Origin of the sequence: Hyphomicrobium denitrificans ATCC 51888 (assembly GCF_000143145.1) — a bacterium.
Lineage (GTDB): Bacteria > Pseudomonadota > Alphaproteobacteria > Rhizobiales > Hyphomicrobiaceae > Hyphomicrobium_B > Hyphomicrobium_B denitrificans.
On sequence record NC_014313.1, the window covers coordinates 2,433,866 to 2,457,698 of the forward strand.

General features: G+C 62.6%; 21 protein-coding genes and 1 riboswitch. Of the genes, 16 read left to right on the forward strand and 5 right to left on the reverse strand.

Annotation, left to right across the window (positions count from 1 at the left end; translation table 11 throughout):
- Positions 1–106: 106 nt before the first annotated feature.
- The 10 genes from HDEN_RS11735 to HDEN_RS11780 all read left to right on the forward strand — a co-directional run bounded on the left by HDEN_RS11735 (position 107) and on the right by HDEN_RS11780 (position 13,481).
- Positions 107–1,105 (forward strand): AAA family ATPase, encoded by a 999-nt coding sequence (locus tag HDEN_RS11735; protein ID WP_041922021.1) that lies wholly within the window; start codon positions 107–109, stop codon positions 1,103–1,105.
- A gap of 6 nt (positions 1,106–1,111) precedes the next feature.
- Positions 1,112–2,083 carry a DUF58 domain-containing protein gene (locus tag HDEN_RS11740; protein ID WP_013216334.1) on the forward strand — a complete coding sequence of 324 codons (972 nt, stop codon included), beginning with the start codon at positions 1,112–1,114 and terminating at the stop codon, positions 2,081–2,083.
- On the forward strand, positions 2,080–5,052 hold the full coding sequence (locus HDEN_RS11745) for a DUF4159 domain-containing protein (protein WP_013216335.1): 2,973 nt from the start codon (positions 2,080–2,082) through the stop codon (positions 5,050–5,052). Before HDEN_RS11740 ends, HDEN_RS11745 begins: the two co-directional genes overlap by 4 nt.
- 10 nt (positions 5,053–5,062) lie before the next feature.
- Positions 5,063–7,198: a membrane protein gene (locus HDEN_RS11750; RefSeq protein ID WP_013216336.1), complete on the forward strand. Its 2,136-nt coding sequence runs from the start codon at positions 5,063–5,065 to the stop codon at positions 7,196–7,198.
- Positions 7,199–7,221: 23 nt separating this feature from the next.
- Positions 7,222–8,019, forward strand: a complete 798-nt coding sequence (locus tag HDEN_RS11755; RefSeq protein ID WP_013216337.1) for an NAD(P)-binding domain-containing protein — start codon at positions 7,222–7,224, stop codon at positions 8,017–8,019.
- Between the two features lie 91 nt (positions 8,020–8,110).
- Complete coding sequence (locus HDEN_RS11760) at positions 8,111–9,727, forward strand: DUF4332 domain-containing protein (protein WP_013216338.1); 1,617 nt, start codon at positions 8,111–8,113, stop codon at positions 9,725–9,727.
- A gap of 159 nt (positions 9,728–9,886) precedes the next feature.
- A riboswitch (TPP riboswitch) is annotated at positions 9,887–9,995 on the forward strand.
- A 108-nt stretch (positions 9,996–10,103) separates the two neighbouring features.
- Complete coding sequence (thiC, locus tag HDEN_RS11765; protein ID WP_013216339.1) at positions 10,104–11,996, forward strand: phosphomethylpyrimidine synthase ThiC; 1,893 nt, start codon at positions 10,104–10,106, stop codon at positions 11,994–11,996.
- A gap of 51 nt (positions 11,997–12,047) precedes the next feature.
- Entirely contained in the window at positions 12,048–12,332 is a 285-nt protein-coding gene (locus HDEN_RS11770; RefSeq protein ID WP_013216340.1) for a hypothetical protein, read from the forward strand.
- A 24-nt stretch (positions 12,333–12,356) separates the two neighbouring features.
- Complete coding sequence (locus HDEN_RS11775) at positions 12,357–12,767, forward strand: hypothetical protein (RefSeq protein ID WP_013216341.1); 411 nt, start codon at positions 12,357–12,359, stop codon at positions 12,765–12,767.
- Positions 12,768–12,854: 87 nt separating this feature from the next.
- On the forward strand, positions 12,855–13,481 hold the full coding sequence (locus tag HDEN_RS11780; protein WP_013216342.1) for a hypothetical protein: 627 nt from the start codon (positions 12,855–12,857) through the stop codon (positions 13,479–13,481).
- Between the two features lie 596 nt (positions 13,482–14,077).
- On the opposite strand, the gene HDEN_RS11785 is transcribed toward HDEN_RS11780, so the two are convergent.
- Complete coding sequence (locus HDEN_RS11785) at positions 14,078–15,406, reverse strand: polysaccharide deacetylase family protein (protein ID WP_013216343.1); 1,329 nt, start codon at positions 15,404–15,406, stop codon at positions 14,078–14,080.
- 226 nt (positions 15,407–15,632) lie between these two features.
- Between HDEN_RS11785 and HDEN_RS11790 the strand changes: the two genes are divergently transcribed.
- Positions 15,633–15,965: a hypothetical protein gene (locus tag HDEN_RS11790; RefSeq protein WP_013216344.1), complete on the forward strand. Its 333-nt coding sequence runs from the start codon at positions 15,633–15,635 to the stop codon at positions 15,963–15,965.
- Between the two features lie 169 nt (positions 15,966–16,134).
- On the forward strand, positions 16,135–16,623 hold the full coding sequence (locus HDEN_RS11795; protein WP_013216345.1) for a bactofilin family protein: 489 nt from the start codon (positions 16,135–16,137) through the stop codon (positions 16,621–16,623).
- Between the two features lie 98 nt (positions 16,624–16,721).
- On the opposite strand, the gene HDEN_RS11800 is transcribed toward HDEN_RS11795, so the two are convergent.
- Positions 16,722–17,033, reverse strand: a complete 312-nt coding sequence (locus HDEN_RS11800) for a hypothetical protein (protein WP_013216346.1) — start codon at positions 17,031–17,033, stop codon at positions 16,722–16,724.
- Between the two features lie 185 nt (positions 17,034–17,218).
- Here HDEN_RS11800 and HDEN_RS11805 point away from each other — a divergent pair, with 185 nt between their 5' ends.
- The 3 genes from HDEN_RS11805 to HDEN_RS11815 all read left to right on the forward strand — a co-directional run bounded on the left by HDEN_RS11805 (position 17,219) and on the right by HDEN_RS11815 (position 20,017).
- On the forward strand, positions 17,219–18,190 hold the full coding sequence (locus HDEN_RS11805; RefSeq protein WP_013216347.1) for a magnesium transporter CorA family protein: 972 nt from the start codon (positions 17,219–17,221) through the stop codon (positions 18,188–18,190).
- A gap of 536 nt (positions 18,191–18,726) precedes the next feature.
- Positions 18,727–19,314, forward strand: coding sequence for a septal ring lytic transglycosylase RlpA family protein (locus tag HDEN_RS11810; RefSeq protein WP_013216348.1), 588 nt, complete (start codon positions 18,727–18,729; stop codon positions 19,312–19,314).
- Between the two features lie 163 nt (positions 19,315–19,477).
- Entirely contained in the window at positions 19,478–20,017 is a 540-nt protein-coding gene (locus HDEN_RS11815; protein WP_245256628.1) for a septal ring lytic transglycosylase RlpA family protein, read from the forward strand.
- 23 nt (positions 20,018–20,040) lie between these two features.
- Here the strand turns inward: HDEN_RS11815 and HDEN_RS11820 are convergent, their stop codons facing one another.
- Entirely contained in the window at positions 20,041–20,424 is a 384-nt protein-coding gene (locus HDEN_RS11820) for a lysozyme inhibitor LprI family protein (RefSeq protein WP_013216350.1), read from the reverse strand.
- Between the two features lie 212 nt (positions 20,425–20,636).
- On the opposite strand from HDEN_RS11820, the gene HDEN_RS11825 reads away from it, so the two are divergent.
- Positions 20,637–21,425: a helix-turn-helix domain-containing protein gene (locus HDEN_RS11825; protein WP_041921652.1), complete on the forward strand. Its 789-nt coding sequence runs from the start codon at positions 20,637–20,639 to the stop codon at positions 21,423–21,425.
- Between the two features lie 40 nt (positions 21,426–21,465).
- On the opposite strand, the gene HDEN_RS11830 is transcribed toward HDEN_RS11825, so the two are convergent.
- Entirely contained in the window at positions 21,466–22,560 is a 1,095-nt protein-coding gene (locus HDEN_RS11830) for a patatin-like phospholipase family protein (protein WP_013216352.1), read from the reverse strand.
- Between the two features lie 313 nt (positions 22,561–22,873).
- On the reverse strand, positions 22,874–23,779 hold the full coding sequence (locus tag HDEN_RS11835; protein WP_013216353.1) for a metallophosphoesterase family protein: 906 nt from the start codon (positions 23,777–23,779) through the stop codon (positions 22,874–22,876).
- Positions 23,780–23,833 lie beyond the last annotated feature (54 nt).

Genomic DNA, 23,833 nt, shown 5'->3' on the forward strand with positions numbered 1-23,833 from the left:
GGCGGGATCGTCTAGGCTCAAGATGCTGCCGGGAACGCCGAAGCTCGGCCCGTTGTTTCCGTATGCGAAATCCGCACGAGATCTGCCCAGCGAGGCCATTCATTCCATGAGCAATGTCGTCGAGACTCACACCGATATCGTGCCACGGCTCGAAGCGGCGGCTGAACGCGTGCAGCGTGCGCACAAGGCCGCAGCGGCGGTGATCTTCGGTCAAGACCAGGTCATCGAACGGACGCTGATCACGATCTTATCGGGCGGGCATGCACTGCTGATCGGCGTGCCCGGTCTCGCCAAGACGCTGCTCGTCGAAACGCTTGGCAAAGTGCTCGGGCTCGACGCGAAGCGCATTCAGTTCACACCCGACTTGATGCCGTCGGATATCATCGGTTCGGAAGTGCTCGAAGACGAAGCGGGACGCGGGCGCTCGTTCCGCTTCATCAAAGGACCGATCTTCACTCAGCTGCTGATGGCTGACGAAATCAACCGCGCTTCGCCGAAGACGCAGTCGGCGCTGCTGCAGGCGATGCAGGAGCATCACGTTACCGTCGCCGGGCAGCGTCACGACACGCCCGCGCCGTTCCATGTTCTCGCGACGCAGAACCCGCTGGAGCAGGAAGGCACGTATCCCCTGCCTGAAGCGCAGCTCGACCGTTTCCTTCTGCAAATCGACGTCGGCTATCCCGATCTCAATGCCGAGCGGCGGATGCTGTACGCGACCACCGGCACCGACTCTGCGAAGGTCGAAGCCGTGATCTCGGCGCAGGATCTGATGGCGACGCAGCGGCTGGTCCGCCAGATTCCGGTTCCGGACAAGGTCGTCGAAGCAATCCTGAAGCTCGTGCGCTCGGCGCGTCCCGGCACCGGCGAGAACGCGGAGACCGATCGTTTCGTCGCCTGGGGTCCTGGCCCGCGCGCCAGCCAGGCTTTGATGCTCGCGGTTCGCGCGAAGGCTTTGATCGACGGACGCCTCGCGCCGTCCGTGGACGACGTCATCGCGCTCGCGGAACCGATCCTGAAACACCGCATGGCGCTGACGTTTGCTGCGCGCGCCGAGGGCGAAGATCTCAACCACATCATCGCGCGCCTCGCAGCGTCGGTGGAGTAATCACGAATGGCGGACGCCCGCGGGCATGGTTCCGGCATCAGCAACGGGAGCCGGCAGGTTCTGGCGCTCGAGCGCGAGGCGGTCGATCTCGTCGATCGCATGCCGGAACTGCTGATGGAGGCGGACCGCATCGCATCGACCGTCGCGCAGGGCATTCACGGCCGGCGACGCGCGGGGCCCGGTGAGACGTTCTGGCAATTCCGGCAATATCAAGCGGGCGAAAACGCGACGCTCGTCGATTGGCGGCGGTCAGCGAGTTCGGATCACTTGTATATCCGCGAGCGCGAGTGGGAGGCGGCGCATACGCTGCATCTCTGGCCGGACATTTCGGCGTCGACGAATTTCCAGAGCCACATCGCGCCGGTTTCGAAGCGCGACCGCGTGCTGGTGCTGACGCTCGCAGCAGCCGAACTTCTGGTGCGCGGCGGTGAGCGCGTGGCGCTGCTCGCGCAGATGTCGCCGACCGCAAGCCGCAACGCTGCGACGCGCATCGCCGAGACGATTGCCAGCCACAGCCGCTCCGAAGCGATGCAATCGGGTCTACCGCCGAAGGCTTCGCTCAGCCGCTTTTCGGGGTTGATCCTGTTCAGCGATTTCCTATCGCCGCCGGACGTCATCCGCGAACGGCTCGAAGGTTTCGCGGGCAACGGCGTCGCCGGGCATATGGTGCAGGTGCTCGATCCCGCCGAAGAGACGCTGCCGTATCATGGACGCACCGAATTCCTGAGCCCATCCGGCGGCGAGCGATGGGTAGCGGATCGCGTCGAAGCGCTGCGTCCGAAATATCGCGCGCGTTTCGAAGCGCATCGCGCCGAGCTTGCCGAGATGGCGAAGCGGTTCGGCTGGTCGTTCCTCACGCATCACACCGATCGGCCTGCGTCGGAGCCGCTCTTGTCGCTGCTGATGCGGCTTCAGGGTTCGACGAGCGGCTATAAGTGGATGGCGGGAAGCTCGGATGCGATGGAGCGCGCGCCATGAGCTTCGGCCCGCTCGCATTTCTCAATCCCTGGCTGCTGGCGGCGCTCGTCACGCTGCCGATCATCTATTGGCTGCTGCGCGCGGTGCCGCCGCGCCCGACGCAAGTTCAATTTCCGCCGACGCGCATTCTGGTCGGGCTCGAGAACGATGAGAAGACTGCAGAAAAAACGCCGTGGTGGCTGACGCTGATCCGGTTGATCGCGGCGACGCTCGTCATCCTGGCGCTGGCGGAGCCCATTCTCAATCCGTCGCGCGACGCGGCGCTCTCGGGTGAAGGTCCTGTCGTCGTCTTCGTCGACAACGGCTGGTCAGCGGCGTCGCGGTGGCCGGAACGCGTTCAGATGATTGACCGGATCATCGGCGAAGCGGAAAGCAAGGGCCGTCCGGTGATCGTCGCGGGAACGGCGGCGGCGACGCGATTGCCCGTGCTCAAGATTCAATCTCCGGCGGAAGCGCGGAGCACGGCTGCAGCGCTTGTGCCTGAACCCTTCGCGCCGGATCGCGGTGCGGCTGCCGAGGCTCTGAGGAAGGCGCTTGCTGAAGCAAGCGTCAAAAATCCAAGCATCGTCTGGCTGCAAGACGGCATCGATCACAAGTCGGACGTCGCCGGGGTTGTAAAGACGCTTACCGAACTCGCGGGCAATGGAACGATCGCCGTTCTCGACGAGGCGCAGGGACGCGAGGCACTCGGCCTTGCAGCGCATCTCGGCGAGAAGGGAAAGCTCGAAGCGACCGTTCTGTCGCCGGGCGGTCCTGCGCGAACGGGCAGCGTGTATGCCTATTCCGCGCGCAGCGAGCGCCTTGGGGAAACCCCGTTCAAGTTCGCGGCGGGCGAGCGTTCGACGACCGTCGTCTTCGAGCTGCCGCTCGAATTGCGCAATCAGGTGGCGCGGCTGGAGATCGCGAGCGAGCGATCGGCGGGATCGGTCAGCCTGATCGATGCCGCGACGCAGTGGCATCGCGTCGGGCTTTTGTCGGGTGAAAGCCGCGAGGAGGCGCAGCCGCTGCTGGCGCCGCTCTATTACATCGAGAAGGCGCTCAAGCCGTACGCGGATATCGCGATCGCCAAGAATGCGAACCTGTCCGACGGCCTCGATAGCGTTTTCAAGCAGAACATTTCAGTGCTGATGCTCGCAGATATCGGCACGCTGACGGGCGAAGCGGCGAAGAAAGTCGACGACTTCGTCAAGCGCGGCGGTCTGCTCGTGCGCTTCGCCGGGCCGCGTCTCGAAAAAGCGGGCGATGACTTGTTGCCAGTTGCGCTTCGCAGCGGCGGGCGGTCGCTCGGCGGCGCACTGTCGTGGTCGACGCCACAACCGCTCGCGGGATTTGACGAGAACAGTCCTTTCGCGGGGCTCACCATTCCCAAGGACGTGACGATCAACCGTCAGGTTTTGGCAGATCCCGCCGAACTGACGCCCGAAATCGAAATCTGGGCGCGGCTCAAGGACGGCACGCCGCTCGTCACGGCCGCCAAGCGCGGCAACGGACGTCTCGTGCTGTTCCACGTCACGGCGAATTCCGATTGGTCGAACCTGCCGATGTCGGGACTGTTTGTCGACATGCTGCGACGGCTCTCGACCATGGGAACGATCGGCGCGGCGCAGAGCGGTACAGCGACCGAGACGAATGCAAACGCGGGCGCAACCGAGACCAACGACAGCAACGTGCTCGCACCGATCCGGACGCTCGACGGGCTCGGAGCGCTTCGCACGCCGCCTCCGACGGCAGAACCGCTCAAAGCCTCCGAGCTCGAAAAAACGGTGCCGAGCATCGAGCATCCGCCGGGCTATTACGGACAGCCTGCGAGCCCGCGCGCGCTCAATGTGCTGACGCCGAAAAGCACGCTTGTGCCGTTCCCGAGCCTTCCGGCCTCGGTAACGCGACTCTCCTATGACAACGGCGCGAGCACGGCGCTCAAGCCGACCCTGCTCGGCCTCGCTCTCGGACTGCTGTTCGCCGACATTCTCGCGGTTCTCGTTTTGCAGGCCGGCGGCATCGGCGGACTGTTTTCGCGCCGCTCGCATCCGCGCGCCGGTACGGCGGCGATGATCGCCTTAGGAGCCCTCGCCTTCGCGGCTTGGCCGGACCATGTCCGAGCGCAAGATTTTTCGCCGCAAGATTTCCGGCAGCCGGATATTCAGCAGCTCGACTCGTTCGCGCCGCGACCATCGACGGACACCACTCAGGTCGTGCGGCCAGGCAACCTTTCGGCCGCCGATAAAGCCGTCATCGAGGCCACGGGCAAAGTCACGCTCGGCTATGTCGTGAGCGGCGACCGGACGACGGACGAAACGAGCCGCGCGGGTCTGGAAGGATTGGGACGCGTTCTGCAAACGCGCACGGCCGTCGAACCGGGCGAGCCGAAGCCGGTCGACATCAAGAAAGACGAGATTGCGTTCTATCCCATTCTGTATTGGCCGGTGCTCGACACCGCCGAAGCGCTGCCCGATCCGGTCATCGCCAAGATCGACGCGTACATGAAGGAAGGCGGGCTCATTATTTTCGACACGCGCGACTATGGGCAAGGCGGCAGCAGCACGTTGCCGCTCGCGGGCAAAGGCGGATCGGCATTGCAGCGGCTGTTGAGCAAGCTCGACGTGCCGCCGCTCGAGCCTGTTCCGGAAAATCACGTCGTGACGAAGTCGTTCTATCTGCTCCGTTCGTTTCCTGGCCGCTGGGATGGCGGGCAGCTTTGGGTGGAGGCGATCCCTAACAACGACGGCGATACGCATAAGGCACGCGTTTCCGATGGCGTCACATCGATCATGATCACGTCGAACGATCTGGCCGCGGCGTGGGCGCTCGACGATCGCGGGCGTCCGATCTACCCGACCGTCCCAGGCGGCGAGATGCAGCGCGAGATGGCGTTCCGCGGCGGCATCAACATCGTCATGCACGCGCTGACCGGCAACTACAAAGCCGATCAGGTGCACGTGCCGGCGCTGCTCGAACGGCTGGGCCAATAAGGACACGAGTTTGAACTGGTCGATTACATTCGCTCCGCTCGTTCCCAACCTGGTGCTGATCGCACTGGCGGCGGTCGCGATCGGACTGGTCATTGCGCTTCTCGTCCGGCGGTCGCGGGGTGCGCTGCTGCGGCTTGCGGCGCTGGCGGCACTGATCGGCGCGCTGCTCAATCCGATCCTGAAGGAAGAGCAGCGCGAGAGCCTCGACAACGTCGCGATCGTCGTCCTCGACGAAAGCCCGAGCCAGAAACTTTCCGACCGGACGAAGCAGCTTGAGGCGATCCGCAGCGACATCGAAGCGAAATTCGCAAAGATTCCGAACCTCAAGATCAAGTGGGTCAACGGTGGCGTTCCGGGCGAGCAGACGGCGCCGGGGACGAACCTCTTCACCGATCTCAACGCGGCGCTGAGCGATACCGCGCCGGACCGCATCGCAGGCGTCGTTTTCGTCTCGGACGGGCAAGTGCATGACGTGCCGAAATCGGCCGCGGCGCTTGGCTTCGACGCGCCCGTGCACACGTTGTTGACCGGCAAACCGGACGAATTCGACCGGCGGATCGAGATCATCGAGGCGCCGCGCTACGGTCTCGTCGGGCAGTCACGTCCGATCGAACTCGCCGTGCGCGAGACCGGCAAAGCCCCGACGTCGGGCTCCGGAGCGGTGACGCTCAAAGTTCGCCGCGAGGGCCAGCCCGACGAAACGGTTCGCACAGAAATCGGCCGCAAGGTCACGGTCGACATGCCGATCCCGCACACGGGAACGAACATCGTCGAGATCGAGCTGGCACCGACGCCGGGCGAGCTGACAACCGCCAATAACCGCGCCGTCGTCGCGGCCGAGGGCGTGCGCGAAAACCTGCGCGTGCTTCTCGTATCGGGTGAGCCGCATCCGGGCGAACGGACGTGGCGGAACCTTCTCAAGTCCGACGCGGCGGTCGATCTCGTGCACTTCACGATTCTGCGGCCGCCGGAAAAGCAGGACGGAACGCCGATTAATCAGCTGTCGCTGATCGCGTTCCCGACGCGCGAGCTGTTCTCGGAAAAGATCAACGAGTTCGACCTGATCATCTTCGACAGGTACGAGCATCGCGGCATTTTGCAATTGCTCTACTACGACAACATCGCGCGTTACGTGGACGAGCATGGCGGCGCGCTGCTGGTCGCGGCAGGTGACGATTACGCAAGCGCCTACAGCATCTATCACACGCCGCTGTCGTCGGTTCTGCCTGCGGCTCCGACGGGGCGCGTACTGGAGATGCCGTTCCGCGCCAAGATCACGCCCGAAGGCCAGAAGCATCCTGTGACGCAAGGCCTGCCGGGCTGGAACGCGGCGAAAGTCGCGGATGCGTCGCCGCAGCCAACCTGGGGACACTGGTTCCGCCAAGCCGAAGTCACGGGCGAGCGCGGCCGCATCGTGATGACCGGCGCGGAGGACAAGCCCCTCCTCGTTCTCGATCGCAAAGGCAAAGGCCGGGTGGCGCTGCTGACATCCGATCAGGCATGGCTTTGGGCGCGCGGGTACGATGGCGGTGGGCCGCATACCGATCTTCTACGCCGTCTTTCGCATTGGCTCATGAAGGAGCCCGACCTTGAGGAAGAGCGGCTGATCGCATCCGCACGCGGCCTCAAGCTGACGGTCGAACGGCGATCGATGGATGACGAAATCTCGCCCGTGAAAATTCTCGGACCTGGCGGCGACACGACGGACGTCACGCTCACGCGCGCGACGGCGGAGCCCGGCGTCTGGCGCTCGACGATCGATGTCAAACTGCCCGGCCTTTACAAAGCCGAGACACCGGCTTCGACGGGTGAGCTGACGGCCGTCGCCAACGCGGGCGTCGAAGATCCACGCGAGATGAGCGAAGTGACGGCGACGGACAGCAAGATGAAGCCGATCGCAGATGCGACGGGCGGCGGCGTTTTCTGGACGCGTACGGCAAACGGTTCGGCAACGGATATCGATGTGCCGCGCATTTCGATGATGTCGTCGGCAAAGGTCATGGCGGGCTCGGGCTGGCTCGGGCTCAAGGACCGGCAGGCGTACCTGACGCGCGGCGTCAAGCTGACGCCGATGTTCAACGGGTTTGCAGCGCTCGCGGCGTTGCTGGCCTTGATCGCGCTCGCATGGTGGCGCGAAGGACGCTAGCTCGCGCCAAAGCCGGAGGAACGATGGCCAGCTCTCAACCTTATGGCGACACTCCGGTCGGAGTCATCGGCAACGACGACTACGGCCCGGCGATTGCGGCGCGTCTCGCGGCGTGCGGTTATCGCGTGCTCTATGGCGGATTGCCGGGCTCTCCTGCCGTGACGCGCGGCCAGCGGCTTGAACCTGCTTCGACGCCGACGGACGTTGCATTCGAATGTTCTCTCGTGCTCGTTGCGGTCGATGATACCGAAGCGATGCGCAATCTTCTCGTCGGCACTCCGGACCGGATGGGAATGGGCGCCGAGATGGAGCCGGGATCGGTCATCGTCGATATCGGCGCGCGCACGCCTCGCGAACTGCAAGCGCTTCTCGGGCTGCTCGGGACACGCGGCGTGGCCCTCGTCGATGCCGCCCTGATCGGCGGTTCGGATGCGGCGGCGGAAGGCCGGGCGAAGATCATGCTCGGCGGATATCCCGACTCGGTCGAAATCGCGGACAAGGTGCTTTCGCTTCTCGGTCACGTTGAGCGCACTGGGCCGCTCGGCAGCGCGCACGCGGTCGCGGCGCTGATGGGTTATGTCGAAGCCGCGCATGCGGTGGCGCGGGATGAAGCGTTAGCGCTCGGTCGTGCCTGCGGGCTGACACCGGAAGTTCTGGCGCGCATGCTTTCGGACGCCTCTCTGGCGCGCGCGTCGAACGTCACACGGATCGGGCGGAACGCGGATCTGGCGCGACGGATTGCTCGGGATCGCGGGCTTAGCGCCGATATCATCGATCTTGCGGCCGAGAAACAGGCGCGGCAGCGCAGCGAAAATCGTTGATGACCCGCTCTGGTGTCGCTGCTGCAATCGAGGACGGCGCGCGACTCGCGTAGACATCGGGCTGATACCGTGACCAGCCCCGAGGCGAGAGATGTCCGCGCTTTTTCGAATTGTCTATGCCACGCATGCCAACGGCACGCATCATAAACTGGCGCTCGACGGTCTCGACGCGATGCCGCGCAAGGACAAAGAGGCGTGGTCACGGGTCATGCTGAAGCATGTCGAGCGCTTTCTCGAAGGCTCGAAAGCTCCGGACGTCACGTTCAAGGATTTCAAGAATCACGTCTTGCACGTCTCCGAAAATTATTGGGGCGGCGCGCCGGAGAAGGCCGCCGAGTGGTACCGGCGGACGGTCAGCGAACTGCAAGCCGGCAATTGGCCGGATGCGGCTTACGCGGCGGGCGTGCTCAGCCACTATTACACCGATCCCGTCATGCCGTTTCACACCGGACAGACGGAAGCCGAGAACGCCATCCATCGCGCCGCCGAGTGGAGCATCAATCGTTCCTACAATGCGCTGCGAGCGATCGGTGAAAAGCGGTTTGCGGATGTCGACGCGCCCGTGCCCACAGGAGCCAACTGGCTGAAAGAGTTTGTGTGCGACGGCGCTGAATATTCGCATCGCTACTATGAGAAGCTGATCGCGCATTACGACATTCACAAGGGCACGGTACGGCCCGAGGACGGGCTTGATGACGTCGCGCGCACAATCGTCGCCGAACTGTTGATGTACGCGGCGAAGGGCTATGGCCGCGTGCTGGATGCGGCGATCTCGGAAGCGGGCGTCGCCGCGCCGGCGGTCACGCTCACCGCCGAGACGTTCCTGGCGATGACGCAGATCCCACGCAAGTTCATCGAAAAGCGGCTGTCGAACGAGGAAGACCGCAAGCTCGTCGCGGCGATCTACGACGAATTGAAAACAACGGGCCGCGTCGAGAATTCTCTGTCGGAAGATGACCGGACGATCCGCGATCTGCATCGCAAGGAAGTTCTGGAGCCGCAGCTTGCGCAACGAAACGAAGTGCGCGCCGCGCGCGTTTCGGGCGCAGCCGTCCCCCTGATGCAGATGCCGCCCACGATCGCGCCGCAGGAGGAAGCGGTGCCCGCGCACGATACGACCGCGCTCGAACTCGCGGTCGCGAAGTCCTCGCACATCGCGTCCGAGGTGACCGAGCGTCCACCCGCCTTGCCGGCACAGTCCGATAGTCCCGCAGCCGCTGCGCGCACGCCGCATCCGCGTCCGATCCCTGTTCGTCTGCCGGAAGAGCGAACCGAGGTCGGCCGCGCCTACCTGTTCGAAAGCGATGATCTCGAGGCTGCACCATCTATCGGACCGAAAATGGCGGAGCGTTTTGCTGCGGTCGGCGTGCATACCGTTGGCGATTTTCTTGAACGCGATGTGATGCAGCTTGCGGATGACCTCGACGACTCGCGCTTCGACAGCGAGACGTTGACCGACTGGCAGGATCAGGCGCGCATGGTGATCGATATTCCGGGGCTCAGGGGCACGCATGCGCAGCTCCTCGTCGGCGCGGGGTATCGCACGGCAGAAGCGGTCGCGGAGGCCGATCCGGTCGTGCTTTCGGCGCATGTGCTGAAATTCGCCGCGACGTCGGCGGGGCGGCGCGTGCTGCGCGAGGGCCGTCCGCCGGACATCGAGAAAATCAAAAGCTGGGTCGGCGCCGCGAAGCACGCGATGGCGGCTTGACGGAGAGCGGCTCGCTGGCGTTGTGCGAGCGGAAACCGGCGTGGATGGCCGCCTTCGCGGCCATGACGACGGATTTTGGCCGATCCCGACTTTCTTTGGCTCGCGATGACTAAGCCGTTCGCCTGACTTGCCATCGCAATTCAATCGAGCCACAATCGAACTGTTTCCGAGGGGCGCCGGTTGTCCGGCTGAGATCGTGTAAGGAGCGCGAGCACCCTTAGAACCTGATCCGGGTCATGCCGGCGAAGGGACGGGCAAACCAGGTGGCGCGACGCCACCCTTCCGCACCTTTCCGGATGACGCATATCGCGCGCGCCGCCGCGTGACGTCATCGTTCGCCCGCTTTCCCGCGGAAGCGTCGAGAGGAGCAATTGTCATGAACAAAGTCACCCGTGCTTCCGAGATCGTAACGCCGAAGGTGACGACGGGGCCGGTTCAGGGCTCGCGCAAAGTCTATGCATCGCCCGACGCTGCGCCGGATCTGCGCGTTCCGTTCCGCGAGATCGTGCTCAGCGAGGCAAGCGGCGAAGCGCCGTTTCGCGTGTACGATTCCTCGGGGCCTTATTCGGATGCGGCGGCGACGATCGATGTCGAGAAAGGCTTGCCGCGCGTGCGCGATGCGTGGGTGCAAGAGCGCGGTTGCGTCGAAGCGTATGACGGGCGCGCGGTGAAGCCCGAGGACAACGGCAATGTTTCGGGCTCGCACGCCGCACGCGTGTTTCCGACGGTGTTCCGGCCGCTGCGGGCGATGGCCCACACCCCGCAAGGCGGAGCGGAGTTTGCAAGCGGTGATCACCGGCCTCTCACGCAATTCGAGTATGCGCGGGCGGGGATCGTCACGAAGGAGATGATTTACGTCGCGTATCGCGAGAACCTGGGGCGCGCCGAAGCTCTGGCGCGGGCGAAGGATGCGATCGGCGACGGGGAAAGTTTCGGCGCGGATATCCCGGCGCATATCACGCCTGAGTTCGTTCGCGATGAGATCGCGCGCGGCCGCGCCATCATTCCGGCGAACATCAATCACGGCGAGCTCGAGCCGATGATCATCGGCCGCAACTTCCTGGTGAAGATCAACGCCAACATCGGCAACTCGGCCGTCACGTCGTCGGTCGAGGAGGAAGTCGAGAAGATGGTGTGGGCGATCCGCTGGGGCGCCGATACCGTCATGGACCTCTCGACCGGCCGGAACATTCACACGACGCGCGAATGGATCATTCGCAATTCACCCGTGCCGATCGGGACCGTGCCGATCTATCAGGCGCTCGAAAAATGCGACGGCGATCCGGTCAAGCTGACGTGGGAGCTTTATCGCGACACGCTGATCGAGCAGTGCGAGCAAGGCGTCGACTACTTCACGATCCATGCCGGCGTGCGGCTGCCGTTCGTGCCGCTGACGGCCAATCGCGTGACGGGCATCGTTTCGCGCGGCGGCTCGATCATGGCGAAGTGGTGCCTCGCGCATCACAAGGAAAGCTTCCTCTACGAACGCTTCGACGAGATTTGTGATCTGATGCGCAAGTACGACGTGTCGTTCTCGCTCGGTGATGGGCTGCGTCCTGGCTCGATCGCGGACGCCAACGACCGCGCGCAATTCGCGGAACTCGAAACGCTCGGAGAGCTGACCAAGATCGCCTGGGCCAAAGGCTGCCAGGTGATGATCGAAGGCCCCGGCCACGTGCCGATGCACAAGATCAAGGTCAACATGGAGAAGCAGCTCAAAGCCTGCGGGGAAGCTCCGTTCTATACGCTCGGACCACTGACGACCGACATCGCACCGGGATACGATCACATCACGTCCGGCATCGGCGCGGCGATGATCGGCTGGTACGGCACGGCGATGCTCTGCTACGTGACGCCGAAGGAGCACCTCGGACTGCCGAACCGCGACGACGTCAAGACGGGCGTCATCACGTACAAGATCGCGGCGCATGCGGCCGATCTCGCAAAGGGGCATCCGGCGGCGCAGCTCCGCGACGACGCGCTCTCTCGCGCGCGGTTCGATTTCCGCTGGCAGGATCAGTTCAACCTGTCGCTCGATCCCGACACGGCGACGGCATTCCACGACGAGACGCTGCCGAAGGACGCCCACAAGGTCGCGCATTTCTGCTCGATGTGCGGGCCGAAGTTCTGCTCGATGAAGATCACGCAGGACGTGCGCGACTACGCGGCGACGCTCAACGACAAGGAAATCGGCATGGCCGACATGAGCGAGAAGTTCCGCCAGATGGGCAGTGCGCTCTATGTCGAGGCTGACCGGTCGACCGAATAGGATTTCCAGCAGCAATTGCTTTCGGCGGCGGAGAAGATAAAGTCCGCCGCCATGACAGCGTACCGCCTATTCCTATCCGTCGACATCGTCGCACTTTTCATCGCTCTCTATTTCTTTTTCGCCGGCATCAGCGATGGGTCGGTGTCGTCGTTCAACATCGTGCTTTGGCTTGCGGTGCTCGGCGGCCTGACGGCTGTCGTCGGGGTCGGGTATGGCCTCAAGACACGAGGACGAACGTCCGTGGGCGCGGCTGTGCTTGCAGTCGTCGCAATACCGGCAATTCTCGGCGGGCTATTTTTTCTTTCGATACTGATTGCTCAGCCGAGATGGAATTGAGGGGCCGGGCGCAGGGGGGATGCGATGGGGTTCAAGATTTACCAGCTTGGCGAATTGTTCGGCATTCTGCTGCTGCTCGGCGCGACCGCGACGCAGATGTTCTATCTCGATCCGCTGAAGCGCGAGATCGAATGGCGGCTCGCCGCCTTCAGCACTCAGCAGTCGGCGCAGGTTCAGATCAAGGCGATCTACGACAATAGGATCACGCTCCTGCAGGTGGCGAATGCGCCGGAGGAGAAGATCAAGGAAGCCGAAACGCTACGCGATCAGAGCATCGCGCATTATAAAAATTCCGATGCCGATATCGCCGATTACATGTTCGAGAAGACAGGCGTCGAAGATATTCTGCAATGGATCGTGCTTGCGCTGTTCGCGCTCGGCACCCTGCTCGCAGGCTTCGGGCGCGCCATGGAAATGCGAAGAACTCGCGGCTAGGATCAAACGACGTTCGAACCGCCGGCCGCGACCATGTTTTTGACGCATCACACTTCTATCGGACGCTCGACAACGAAGGTTTGCAATATGCGAATGCGATTTGCCTCTGCCCTGCTCGCTGCCTTATCCGGATTGGCCGGATCGGCGGCGATTGCCGACACTCCGTCATCGACGGTCATCGCGCCCGTGCTCGGGCAGCTGGTTGGGTTCACGCTTCCGGACGGGTTTGCGATCCAAAAGGAGGATGCCGACGCCACGCGGTATTTTCGACCCGCGCTATTAAAGGGCGAGAATTCCGACAACTGGACACAGATGATCAGCATCACCGGCGTCAAAGATACCGACAAAGATCCGACCAAGAATGCGCAGTTCATTGCCGCGAACATCTCGAGCAGCATTCAGAAGCTTTGCCCCGACACCTTCTCCGTCAAGCCATTCGGGCCGACGAAGATCGACGGGCAGGACGCGTTCGTAGCGGTGACGAGTTGCGGAAAGATCGAGCCGGACAAGCATAGCGAAACGGCGCTGACGGTCGCGATCAAGGCCCGCGAAGCCGTCTACACGATCCAGTGGGCGGAGCGCGCTCCGGCGAATGCGGAAAATCTGACGATTGACGAAAGCAAATGGAAAGCCCGACTGAAACAGATGGTGCCTTTCCGCATCTGTCCTGTCGTCGCCGGCGAAAAAGCGCCGTATCCAAGCTGCGTGAAATAGCTGAGCGCTTCGTCCCTCTTTGCAAAACGCGCGAACAGTGCGAGTCTTTCTTCATCAGCAACAACCGAGAGGAGGTGATCCGATGTCGAGTGGGATCTTGAGGCGGTCGATGTCGTGGTCGCTCAGACTTGCATCCGGAAATCTCCCGGAGTGCGCCTGATACGACGAGCGCGGACATTGCACTCCGCTTTCATGACGAATGATCTCACGGGGCCGCTGTCACAAGCGGCCCTTTTCATTTGCGACGCCGACGTGACAACGCGATTTTGCTCAGCGTTTTGTTGTAACCAAAACACCACAACAATATCGAATCAGCGAGAGTGATTCGTTTTTCTGTGGAAGAACTGCGATTGCTGACATAGCTTCCCGGCCGTGGGCAGTCGATCGGGGGACCGACTGGGGGGAGCGAAGTACCCACACATGCCGTAACACGATGCGCAGGTTTCATATCTCGCTGCATCGCATACGCCCAATAAGAGCTTGGCTTGCGGCGGGTCCGGGGGGACCTAAGGGCGGCCAAAAAGAAATGGGTGGCATATTCTGCCACCCATTTCTTTTTCGTCGCGTCATAGAGCTTCGCGATAGCGCGCCAGCTCCTATTCTCCGAACCAGAGCTTCCACGTTTCCTTGGCGCGCTCCATCAGCGATTTGTGCGGTGCCGGCGGTTCGCTCTTTGCCGCCGCAGGTTCGGCCGGCGTCCCGGAAGGCTCTGTTTCGCCGTTACCCGAAACGGTGCGCACGACGGAGGCGGTGGTCATCGACGGCGGCGGAGCCGTCGTGCCATCGGACGAAGCAACCGGCAGCGCTGAAGGTTGAGCCGCTTGCGCGGGCTGCGCGCTGGCCGACGCTGCGCCTGACGGCTCGTTGGACGATTGCTTGCCGGGAGTTGCGGACGATGCGGCAGGCGGAGAGGCTTCCGGAGAAGCGGATTTTTCCGCCGGCGTGGATGCCGAAGGGAAAGCAGGCAACGGCGTCGTGGGCGCGTGCGCATTTTCCTCAGCAGGCGCGGGCAGTCCCTCAGGCTCGCTGGCGTCATTCGCAGCGGCATCGCTTGGCGCAGCGCCGCCGACGGTTTTGACGACGCTCGACATCGGCCGTTCGGCGCCGACCTGCGGCAGTCCCTTGGCTTCTTTTTCAATCGCCTCGTCGAATTCGGCGAGCGTGACGAGCGGCGCCTTCGCCGTCAGGTGGACGATCTTGAAGCCCTTGGCTTTGATCTGTGCAAGGATGATCGGCAGCGCTTGCGCAGTCCGCTTGTGGATGTCGTGCATCAGGATGATGCCCTTGCCGCGCTTCTCGAGCTTCGCGACAACCGACTTGGCAAGATGATCGACGGTCTGCGGACGGTAGTCGTTGCTGTCGATGTCGGTTGAGAACATCGCGATGTTGCGCTTGCCGAGATAGGCGACGGCTTCCTGGGTATCGACGAGCGTCGGGAAGCGGAAAAACGGCGCGATCGGTCCACCGACGGCGCGATGCACGCCGCTAATGCCGCGCTCGATCTCGGCCCTGCCCTCCTCGAACGTCTTCGCCTTGGCTATGGCCTTGTGGCTCCAGGTGTGCGTGCCGATGGTGTGACCGGCCTTGGCAACCTCGCGGATGATTTCCGGATATCCCAGCGCCATCTTGCCGATCGAGAAGAATGTCGCTTTCACGCATTCGTCGGCGAGGGCCTTCAACACGGCTTCGGTGGCGTACTTCTGCGGACCGTCGTCGAACGTCAGAACGACTTCCTTGTCTTGAAGGAAGTCGTAGGCCTTGTAGTGCTCCATGCCGAAGCCCGGACCGCCAGTGGTGTCGATTTCAACGGTGCGCGAAACTCCGAGCGTTCCGGCTTTCGGACATGTGTCCTGAGCCCAAGCGCTGGCCGAGACGCCGCTCAGCAATGCGAACAAACAACCCCGCACCAACCAGCGCAATGCCATCGACGTTCTCCCCGTTCGTCAGCAATTCCGTTCGGGCAAAGCAGGCGCGCAGATCAGCCTGATTTGCCTGCCGCAGGTCCCCGAAACCGCCCGAAATGGGTCATCGGTTAGCTCGGCACTCAGTACAAGTGTCGCACGAGTCGGCATTCGGCGCAGCTGCGGTTGCTCGCATGAAAATCCCTGCCTATTTTCAACGCTCTATAATGTGCAACGGAGATAGCTTCTCATGACGGCTTTTTTCAGTCCGGCGGCGATGGTCGCGGCAGCAGCATTCGCTCTGATGGGCTTTGCTGCGATCGGCGATGCGCAGGCTGCACCGGGCGCTGGCGCGGCAGCCATGAGAACGGTCTCGCCTGCAGCGAATTCCGTGCATGACGTCGGATATCGATCGCGCCGCTATCACCGCCGCTATTACCGGGGACGGGTTGTCGACGCACCGTTCGCGCGTGTCGAAAGCGGCCGACGGACCGTCGTCGATGCGCCGTTCGTTCACGTCTACAAGGGTCGGCGGGGCACGCGGGTCGTTGCACCCTTCGTCGATCTCTGGAACCCTCGTTAACGGTCAGATCGGGCTTGCTCCGGCACCCATCCGACAGCGCATAAGTTTTCATCAGGCGCTTGTATTTGCCTGGAGAACTTTTTCGCTCGGTCATAATGTGCTCAAAGTGCGGTGGTGTAACGGTCCTCGCGGGGCTGGCGACAACCGATGTCATCTTAGGGGGTAAATAATGTTCAACCGCGTATCGACGCCTGATCCGCGTAACGTCGAACCGATCAAATCCATCACGCCGCAGCCAATCTCACCGATCAAAACGTCGACACCGCCGCTCTTCGGGACGACGCAGCATCACTCTACGCCCGCCATCGACGCTCCGACGTCCGTGCTCGGGCAGGACATCACCATCGCCGGGCAGCAGCTGGTCATCAAGACGAAAGGCTCGCTGCTGATCGCGGGCCATATCCAGGGCGACGTGCACGGCGAGTCTGTAACGGTCGGCGACACGGGCAGCGTTGTCGGCACGATCACCGCGCGCACGATCATCATCCAGGGCGAAGTCAGCGGTGCTCTGAAGGGCTCATCGGTCAATCTCAACGCGACGTCCCGCGTCGAGGGCGACATCATCAAACAGACGCTCTCGATCGACGAAGGCGCGCAGTTCGACGGCAGCGTGCGACGCGCCAAGGACGTCAGCGAAGTGACGCCCGACCTCGGGTAATCTTCGAGCGCTACTCCGCTCCAGACCGGTTTTCAGAATGGCGTTTGCGGTTCAAGCAAACGCCTTTCGTGTTTCTCGCACGCCTCCGAGGTCGTGTTTCAGAAGCGGCTGCGGCCGCTCGGCTCGACCTCTTCGCAAGCATCCTTTACGCGGATGTCGTGTCCGATCCAGCGGCAGATCTCGCGCTTGAAATTCGGATTGTTGCGGACCTTGGCGTCTGGCGCATCGAACCCGTATTTGCGCGCGACCGCGGCCACGTAATTGTCACGGCAATAGGGCGTCGAAAGCATCGCGCCATCGACGAGCTGGAATCCCTCATTGCACCTGATTTTGGCTTCCGCAGGTTTCACTATTGTGACAGCGCCCCCGGCCGCCAGCAGAGCCAGCAACACCGTGTGTTGTTTTGCCATCGTCAAATCCTCGGTCCGTTGCCGCGCGGGCGTGCCGCGCTCTCAAATCAATCGAATTTCAGTTTAGCAGGCTTGCCTTGCCGCAGCCGTCATGAAATTGGTCTCGCCGGTCAGACGCGGCGCAGAACGCTCTGGCTCATCCCTTTCAGATAGCCGCAAACGATCGATTTTACAGAGGTATCCCGATGATAACTGTGTACGACGCAGTCGGCGGCAAGCTGGTGACGCGCCCGGAAATCGGGAACCTGTCGACGGGCGGCGTCTGGATCGATCTTCTCAATCCGGCGGAGGATGAGGACAAGATCATCGAGCAGGCGCTCGGCATCGAAGTTCCGACGCGATCAGAAATGCGCGAGATCGAGGCGTCGAACCGGTTCTATACCGAAAGCGGCGCCTACTACATGACGTCGATCATCGTGCACAACAGCACGCAGGACGTTCCGCTGACGGCGGTCATCACGTTCATACTGGCCGGCTCGCGCCTTGTGACCGTGCGCTACGCCGAGCCCCGCGCCTTTCCGCTCTATGTCGCCCGCGCGGCCAAAGGCGATCCCGCCTGTGTGAGCGGTCCGGGCATCATGATCGGTCTCATCGAAATGCTCATCGAACGGGAAGCGGATCTGATCGAGCGCGTCCAGGACCAGGTCGAGCGGATGGCGCCGATCGTGTTCGGCCAGAACGGCTCCCACAATTCCCGCGACCGGCGACTCGACGTGCTTCTGAAGACGGTCGGCAAGGAAGGCGACGTCACCGCGAGAGCCCAGGAAAGTGCGATGTCGATCCACCGGCTTCTGCTCTACTTCGCGAACGCGGTGCGCGAGCGCAAAGACGACAAGCGCATCATGGGGCGTATCGAGGCCGCTAACCACGACATCACATCGTTGATGGAAAGCCTGCGCTTTCTCTCGTCGCGCACCAGCTTCCTGCTCGATGCGACGCTCGGCATGATTTCCACCGAGCAGAACCAGATCATCAAGCTGTTCTCGGTGATGGCCGTGATGCTGATGCCGCCGACGCTGGTCGCGTCGATCTACGGAATGAACTTCAAGTACATGCCCGAACTCGCGGAGACGTGGGGCTATCCCCTGGCGCTCGCGCTGATGTTCGTGTCGGGTCTCGTTCCGTTTGTCTATTTCCGAAAGAAGGGCTGGCTCTGAGCACTCGAGATGCAGGAGCAATGCGCATTCGATCGGGCGCTCACAGCATAACTCGATCGTCGCCATTTTTCGTCAAATACGACGTACCCTGACGAATGGTCGACGCTGCATTGCAGTAGTCGATTGACTGCAAAGGGAATGTTTGCGAGGGCGCCATTAACCACGTAAGCGGGCATTTCGCTGCGGCCAGACGTCACGCAACTCAAAGCTGCATGACAAAACAATCATGTTTTTCAAAACCTTAAATACTATGGTTAAAATGTGGTAGAAGCAGCGGGTTGACCGACCCTGCTTCCGATGCTCGTTGGGCGCGCCAGGACGGGGGTTTCCCCAGTCATCACGGGTAGCAGTCGAACCGGGTTCTGGGGTTCGGGTTACGGGTCTTGCAGGGAATTCATTTTAAGAGTCACTTCTCCCAACGTTAACGACGGTGCCGCCACGATGGCGGTTGTCCTGCAGCTATCTGCGCCGCAGGCGGGGGAAATCGCTCATTCGACCCGGAAACGCTGCTGCTCCTTTTAACAAGGAGTGCACTAATGCGTTCGTTAATCGCTGTTGCCGCATTTGGTATCGTTGGAATGGCGGCAAGCGCTGCTCCGGCCGACGCTGCCGCCTGGAATTGCCGCGGCTCGGCTCATGTTTGCGGCAAGTCGGTCTCGCATAAGGCCGGCAAATCGCACGTTTCACATAAATCCTCGCATTCGCGTCATGCCTATGCTCCGCGCCGCGGCGTGAAGCATTCGCGCTATGCCTCGCGCAATCGGGTTGCTCGCCGCAACTATTCGTCGGCTCCGGTGCGCAAGCGTCGCGTCTCCCATGCGGCTCCGGCCGGTCGCGTCGCCTCCAGCGGAATGGCGTCCTACTACTGGCAGGGCCAGATGACGGCTTCCGGCGTCCGCTTTAACCCCAGCGCGCTGACGGCTGCCCATCGCTCGCTTCCGTTCGGCACGCGCGTTCGCGTCACGAACCGCTCGAATGGCCGCTCGGTCGTCGTCACGATCAATGATCGTGGACCGTTCATCGGCGGTCGCATCATCGACCTGTCGCGCGCAGCCGCCCAGGCGATCAGCATGACCGGCCAGGGTGTGGCAGCGGTTTCGCTCGAAGTTCTCGGCCGTAGCTGAGCCTTTCGACAGATCCGGACTAACGAAGGCGTCTGGGGAACCAGGCGCCTTCGACGTTTTTTCGCCCTGCGAATCAGCATAGTCGATGAGATTCGGCGTGGTTCCGGGGGGAATGTGCGTGCATCGATGGGGGCGAGTTGGCTTTGTTCTAGCCATCAATCTGGTGGCTGCCACGACGGCGGCCCCGCTTTGGGCAGAGTCGCTGAGCGACGGTCTCGCAAAGCCCGCAGGCAAGGCTCTGCAAATGGGGCCGTGGGCGGCCAAGATTACGGTCAATAAGTCGGCCATCGCATCATGGAGCCCGACAGTCTCGGTGACGGTCGCCGTTCCGAAGGTGAAGGCTACGGCGACGCTCGATCCCTCCGCCGTTACTCACCCCTACGGGCTGCACGGCCCTGTCCCTGACAAGGGCCGTCACGCAACGACCGGGCTTGCATCGTTTTACGGCATCAGCGCCGGCGTCAAGACGGCAACCGGCGAGCGCTTCGATCCCTCGGGCATGACGGCCGCGCATCGCACGCTGCCCTTCGGGACGCGGGTGAAGGTCACGCGGGTCGACACGGGTGAAAGCGTCGTCGTGCGCATCAACGACCGGGGCCCGTTCAAGCCGGGCCGGGTGATCGACCTTTCGGAAGGCGCCGCCAAGACCCTCAAGATGACGGACATCGGCCTGACCAACGTCCGTCTCGAGGTCATGAACTAGCGCTGCCGAGCGGGCCGCAACCGTCACCGTTCGCTCAGGCGGTTGTTGCGCTCGATCTGGGCTTGCAGCACGCCGATCTGATCCAGATAAGCGCCTTTGATGCATTCCGTATCGCGGCCGCAGTCGTTGCGCGCGGCGAGGAACTGGCGCTGATAGCGCTTCAACTGATCGCGCTCGCTGCGCCGGCCGTAGGATTGCTTCAGCTCGGCGTAGAGGCCGCTCATCTTTTCGTCCAACGCGCCCAGAACGTCGCTTCGGCAGATCGTGCGCTCGGACGCCATCCCTGCCCGGCGGCAGTCGAACTCCTGGGCATTGGCGCGCCCGGCCTGAGCAGCAAGAACCGCAAGAGCAGCGAGCGCTGTCGCCGAAATCGCTGCCGCAAATCGCAATGTGAATGTGTCTGACACGGTGCCCATCTCCTCGATCGTTCGACGTCCACCCCAGCGGTGGCGGCGATGACGTGAAGATGCCGTTCGCCGCGCAGAAACATCAGCCCGTCAGGACCGAAGCGGCGACAGCACGCGGAAGGCGAAACTTGATGCCGGATTCCGATTGCCTTCGAGGGATAAAAATCGGTATTTTCCCGCAACTCGTCGCCCTCAGTCACCCGTGTGATCTCATGAAAAAGCAGCCTGCCGCCGGCCCGGTGACGACCCGCTCGGAAGCTCTCGACCGGATCAAGACGGCGATGGTCGAGAAGAAACTCACGCAGGCAGAGCTGGCGGACGCCTCCGACTGTCATGAGAAGACCATTCAGAATCTTTTAGGCGGACGCTCCGTGCGCGATCAGACGCTGTTCGACGTCTGCATGGTGCTCGGCCTCGATTTCCACGGCCTCAGAGACGCGTGGCACGGCGAGTCGGTCGCGGTCGACAACGGCGGCATGAATGCGAAGGCGCAGAGCGGCGGCGTCGCGCCGGTCTACATGGGCGCCTATGCGCAAATCGCCGTCGATCATTATGTCGGCAGCTATCTGACGCTGCGCCGCTCATTCTCACTGCCCGACACAATCGTTTCGTATCGCACCGACATCACATGGGATGCGGAATGGCCAAGCCTTCTTTTTCAGGAGCGCAACCGGCCGGATGAGCCCTACGCGCATCGCGGGCGGCTTTATATTCCAGCGTCGTCGAGCTTCATTCATCTCGTATCGCTCACGAAGGGCGCAATGCGGATGATCGTCGTCTCGCAACTCGATCGCGCGGAAGAGATGCGCGGCATCATCACGACGATCAACAAGCAGCGCGCAACGATGACGCCAGTCGCAACGGCCATCCTCTACGCCCGCCGCGAGAATTTCGACGCCGACGCGTTCGGTGAAATCACGCCGAAGAACCGGGTTTATGCCGAATACAAGCGGCTTCTGGATGAGACCGTCGCCGAGGGCTATGCGCGGCTCGTCGGCTGACGCTCTCTGACCGAGTTCACAGAAGACAGTCGATCAAAGGCTATTTCGCGCGCCTGGCGGTGGCGCGGCGCTTCGCCGACGCGCGCTTCAAAATGGTCGCCGGGCGGAACAGCACGCCCTCGTCGACGGCCGGGAAAAAGTACTTCGCGAGGTCGACCGTCTCGAGACGCCCGACTGCCGAACGCGCGACGGCGAGCCATTTGTCGGCGTGGTCGCGGCCTGCGCCGTGCAGGTAGGTGATCATGTCCCAGTCGGGCTTCAGCGACGTTTCGGGGTTAAGCGTGCCGGTGATCGGGCCGCCATCGATCAGATGGAAGCGGTGACGGCTGATCGGCGACAGACGATTTTTCGTCAGCAAGGCGCCGGAGCAAGCCTCGCGGACCGACGTGATCACTTCGATGTCACGCAGAAGCGGCGCGTTGAACGTCAGCCGGTTGGCGTGGTTCGAGATATCGCGCGCGGTGGTCGGCAGCTTGGTGTTGACGCGCGGTGCGACCATGACCAGCAGCGTGTCGCTGACCGGGCTTTCGCTGGCGAGCGTCACGAGATCAGGATTGGCGGAGAAGCCGCCATCCCAATACGCCGAGCCTTCGATTTCGACGGCGTGATGCAGCACCGGCAGGCACGCCGAGGCAAGCACCGCTTCGATCGTGATTTCGTCGTGACGGAAGAGGCGAGCGCGGCCCGTCGCAACGTGTGTCGCGGCGATCAGAAGCTCGACCGGCGATTTGCTTCGCACGAGATCGAAGTCGACGTGATCGGTGATCACGCGGCGAAGCGGATCGAAGCCGAGCGGATTGAATTCGTAAGGCGACAGCATCGTCGCGAGATGCGTGGTCAGCTGCGATGGCCGCACGAGACCGTTGAGAAACGGATTGAGGCGCGTGAGATCGGGCACGCCCGCCTGATAGATCGCGTGCCAGATCTTGTACATTTTCTCGCGAGCTTTTTCGCGCGAGCCTTCCGCAAGTCCTGCAGCCATGGCGACGGCGTTGACGGCACCGGCGCTCGTCGCGCTGATCCAGCCGAAGCGCATCGTATCGTCTTCGAGAAGACGATCGAGAACGCCCCAGGTGAAGGCACCATGAGCCCCGCCACCTTGCAGGGCGAGATTTATGTCAGCCGTTTTCGGCAAATTGTGCTGCTCCCCGCAGGAGCCGCTTAAAACTGCGAAGCGGCACCGGCGTCGAATATCACTAGCGCTCGCGGCAGTCCGATGTCACCGCACCTGCGGCACGACGCCCGATCTTTCACACGCTTTAATTTCAAAGACACAAGCTGCATTCGCACAACAGTTCGTGGCGAATTGCATACCTGGCGATCAGCGACGCTCCATTTAGGCACCATCCTGCTCAGCACCAAAGCATTCGCATTTTTCGGACCGCGATTATGTCAGGAGGAGCGCTCATTCGCGTGTCAATTGGCCGCTACAAAACCGCCGGTATGAATCAGGCGGCAGCGTCCAAAAAATTCTCGCTGAGTTTTGTGACAGGGCCGTCGGGTGTTTCGAGTCCGCGCACGACATGACGAATGCGAAGGCCCGATGAACTGCGGAAAAACGTGAAGAGGTTGTAGCGTGCAAGCGGTTCGTCTCCGTGCTCCGTGCCTGCCGACGCAGACGCAGCACCGATCAGCGGGATCGGTTTTTTCCGCGACGGCAACCAATCGATCGCGGGCGTGTGGTTGTGTCCGTAGAGGACGAGCTCGGCGCCGGTGCGCTCGAGAAGATGCGCGAAATGCGCGGCATCGTTCAGGCGGCGGCGCGGCGTTGTCATATCAGCGAGTGGCGGATGATGAATGAGCACGACGCGGATCGCGCCATCTTCATCAAGACGCAAAAGTTGCTCACGCGCGATTTCGAGCTGGTGCGATCCGAGAGAGCCGCTCGCGAAGAACGGCGGCGTCTCGACGGCGGAATTCAAGCCGACGAGCGCCAACGGTCCGACGCGGCGCACGAACGGAAACGCGAGGGTGTCTTCTTCGCCGCCCATGTAGGCCGCCCAGCGCACCACGCCGCGATCGCCGTGCATACTCGAATAGATGTCGTGATTGCCTGGGACGACCGTCACGCTCGCAGGCGAGCCGACGCTGCGCAGCCACGCGAGCGCCGCTTCATGTTCGGCCGGGAGCCCGAGATTTACGAGATCACCCGTGATCGCGATATGATCCGGCCGTAGCGAGTGCGCGTCGGCGATCAGACGATCCGCAACGGCCGTGACATGCACGCGGCGACGTTTGCGCTGCCAATTGAGATAGCCGAGCACGCGCTTGGCATTCCAATAGCGCCAGCCGAACCCGACGACCGGAGACATGTGCACGTCGGAAAAATGCGCGAGCGTAAACGTTTCTGTCATTCTGGAGAGTTCAAACCGGGGCGGGCAGGTGCAATCTAGCACACTGTGCTAATT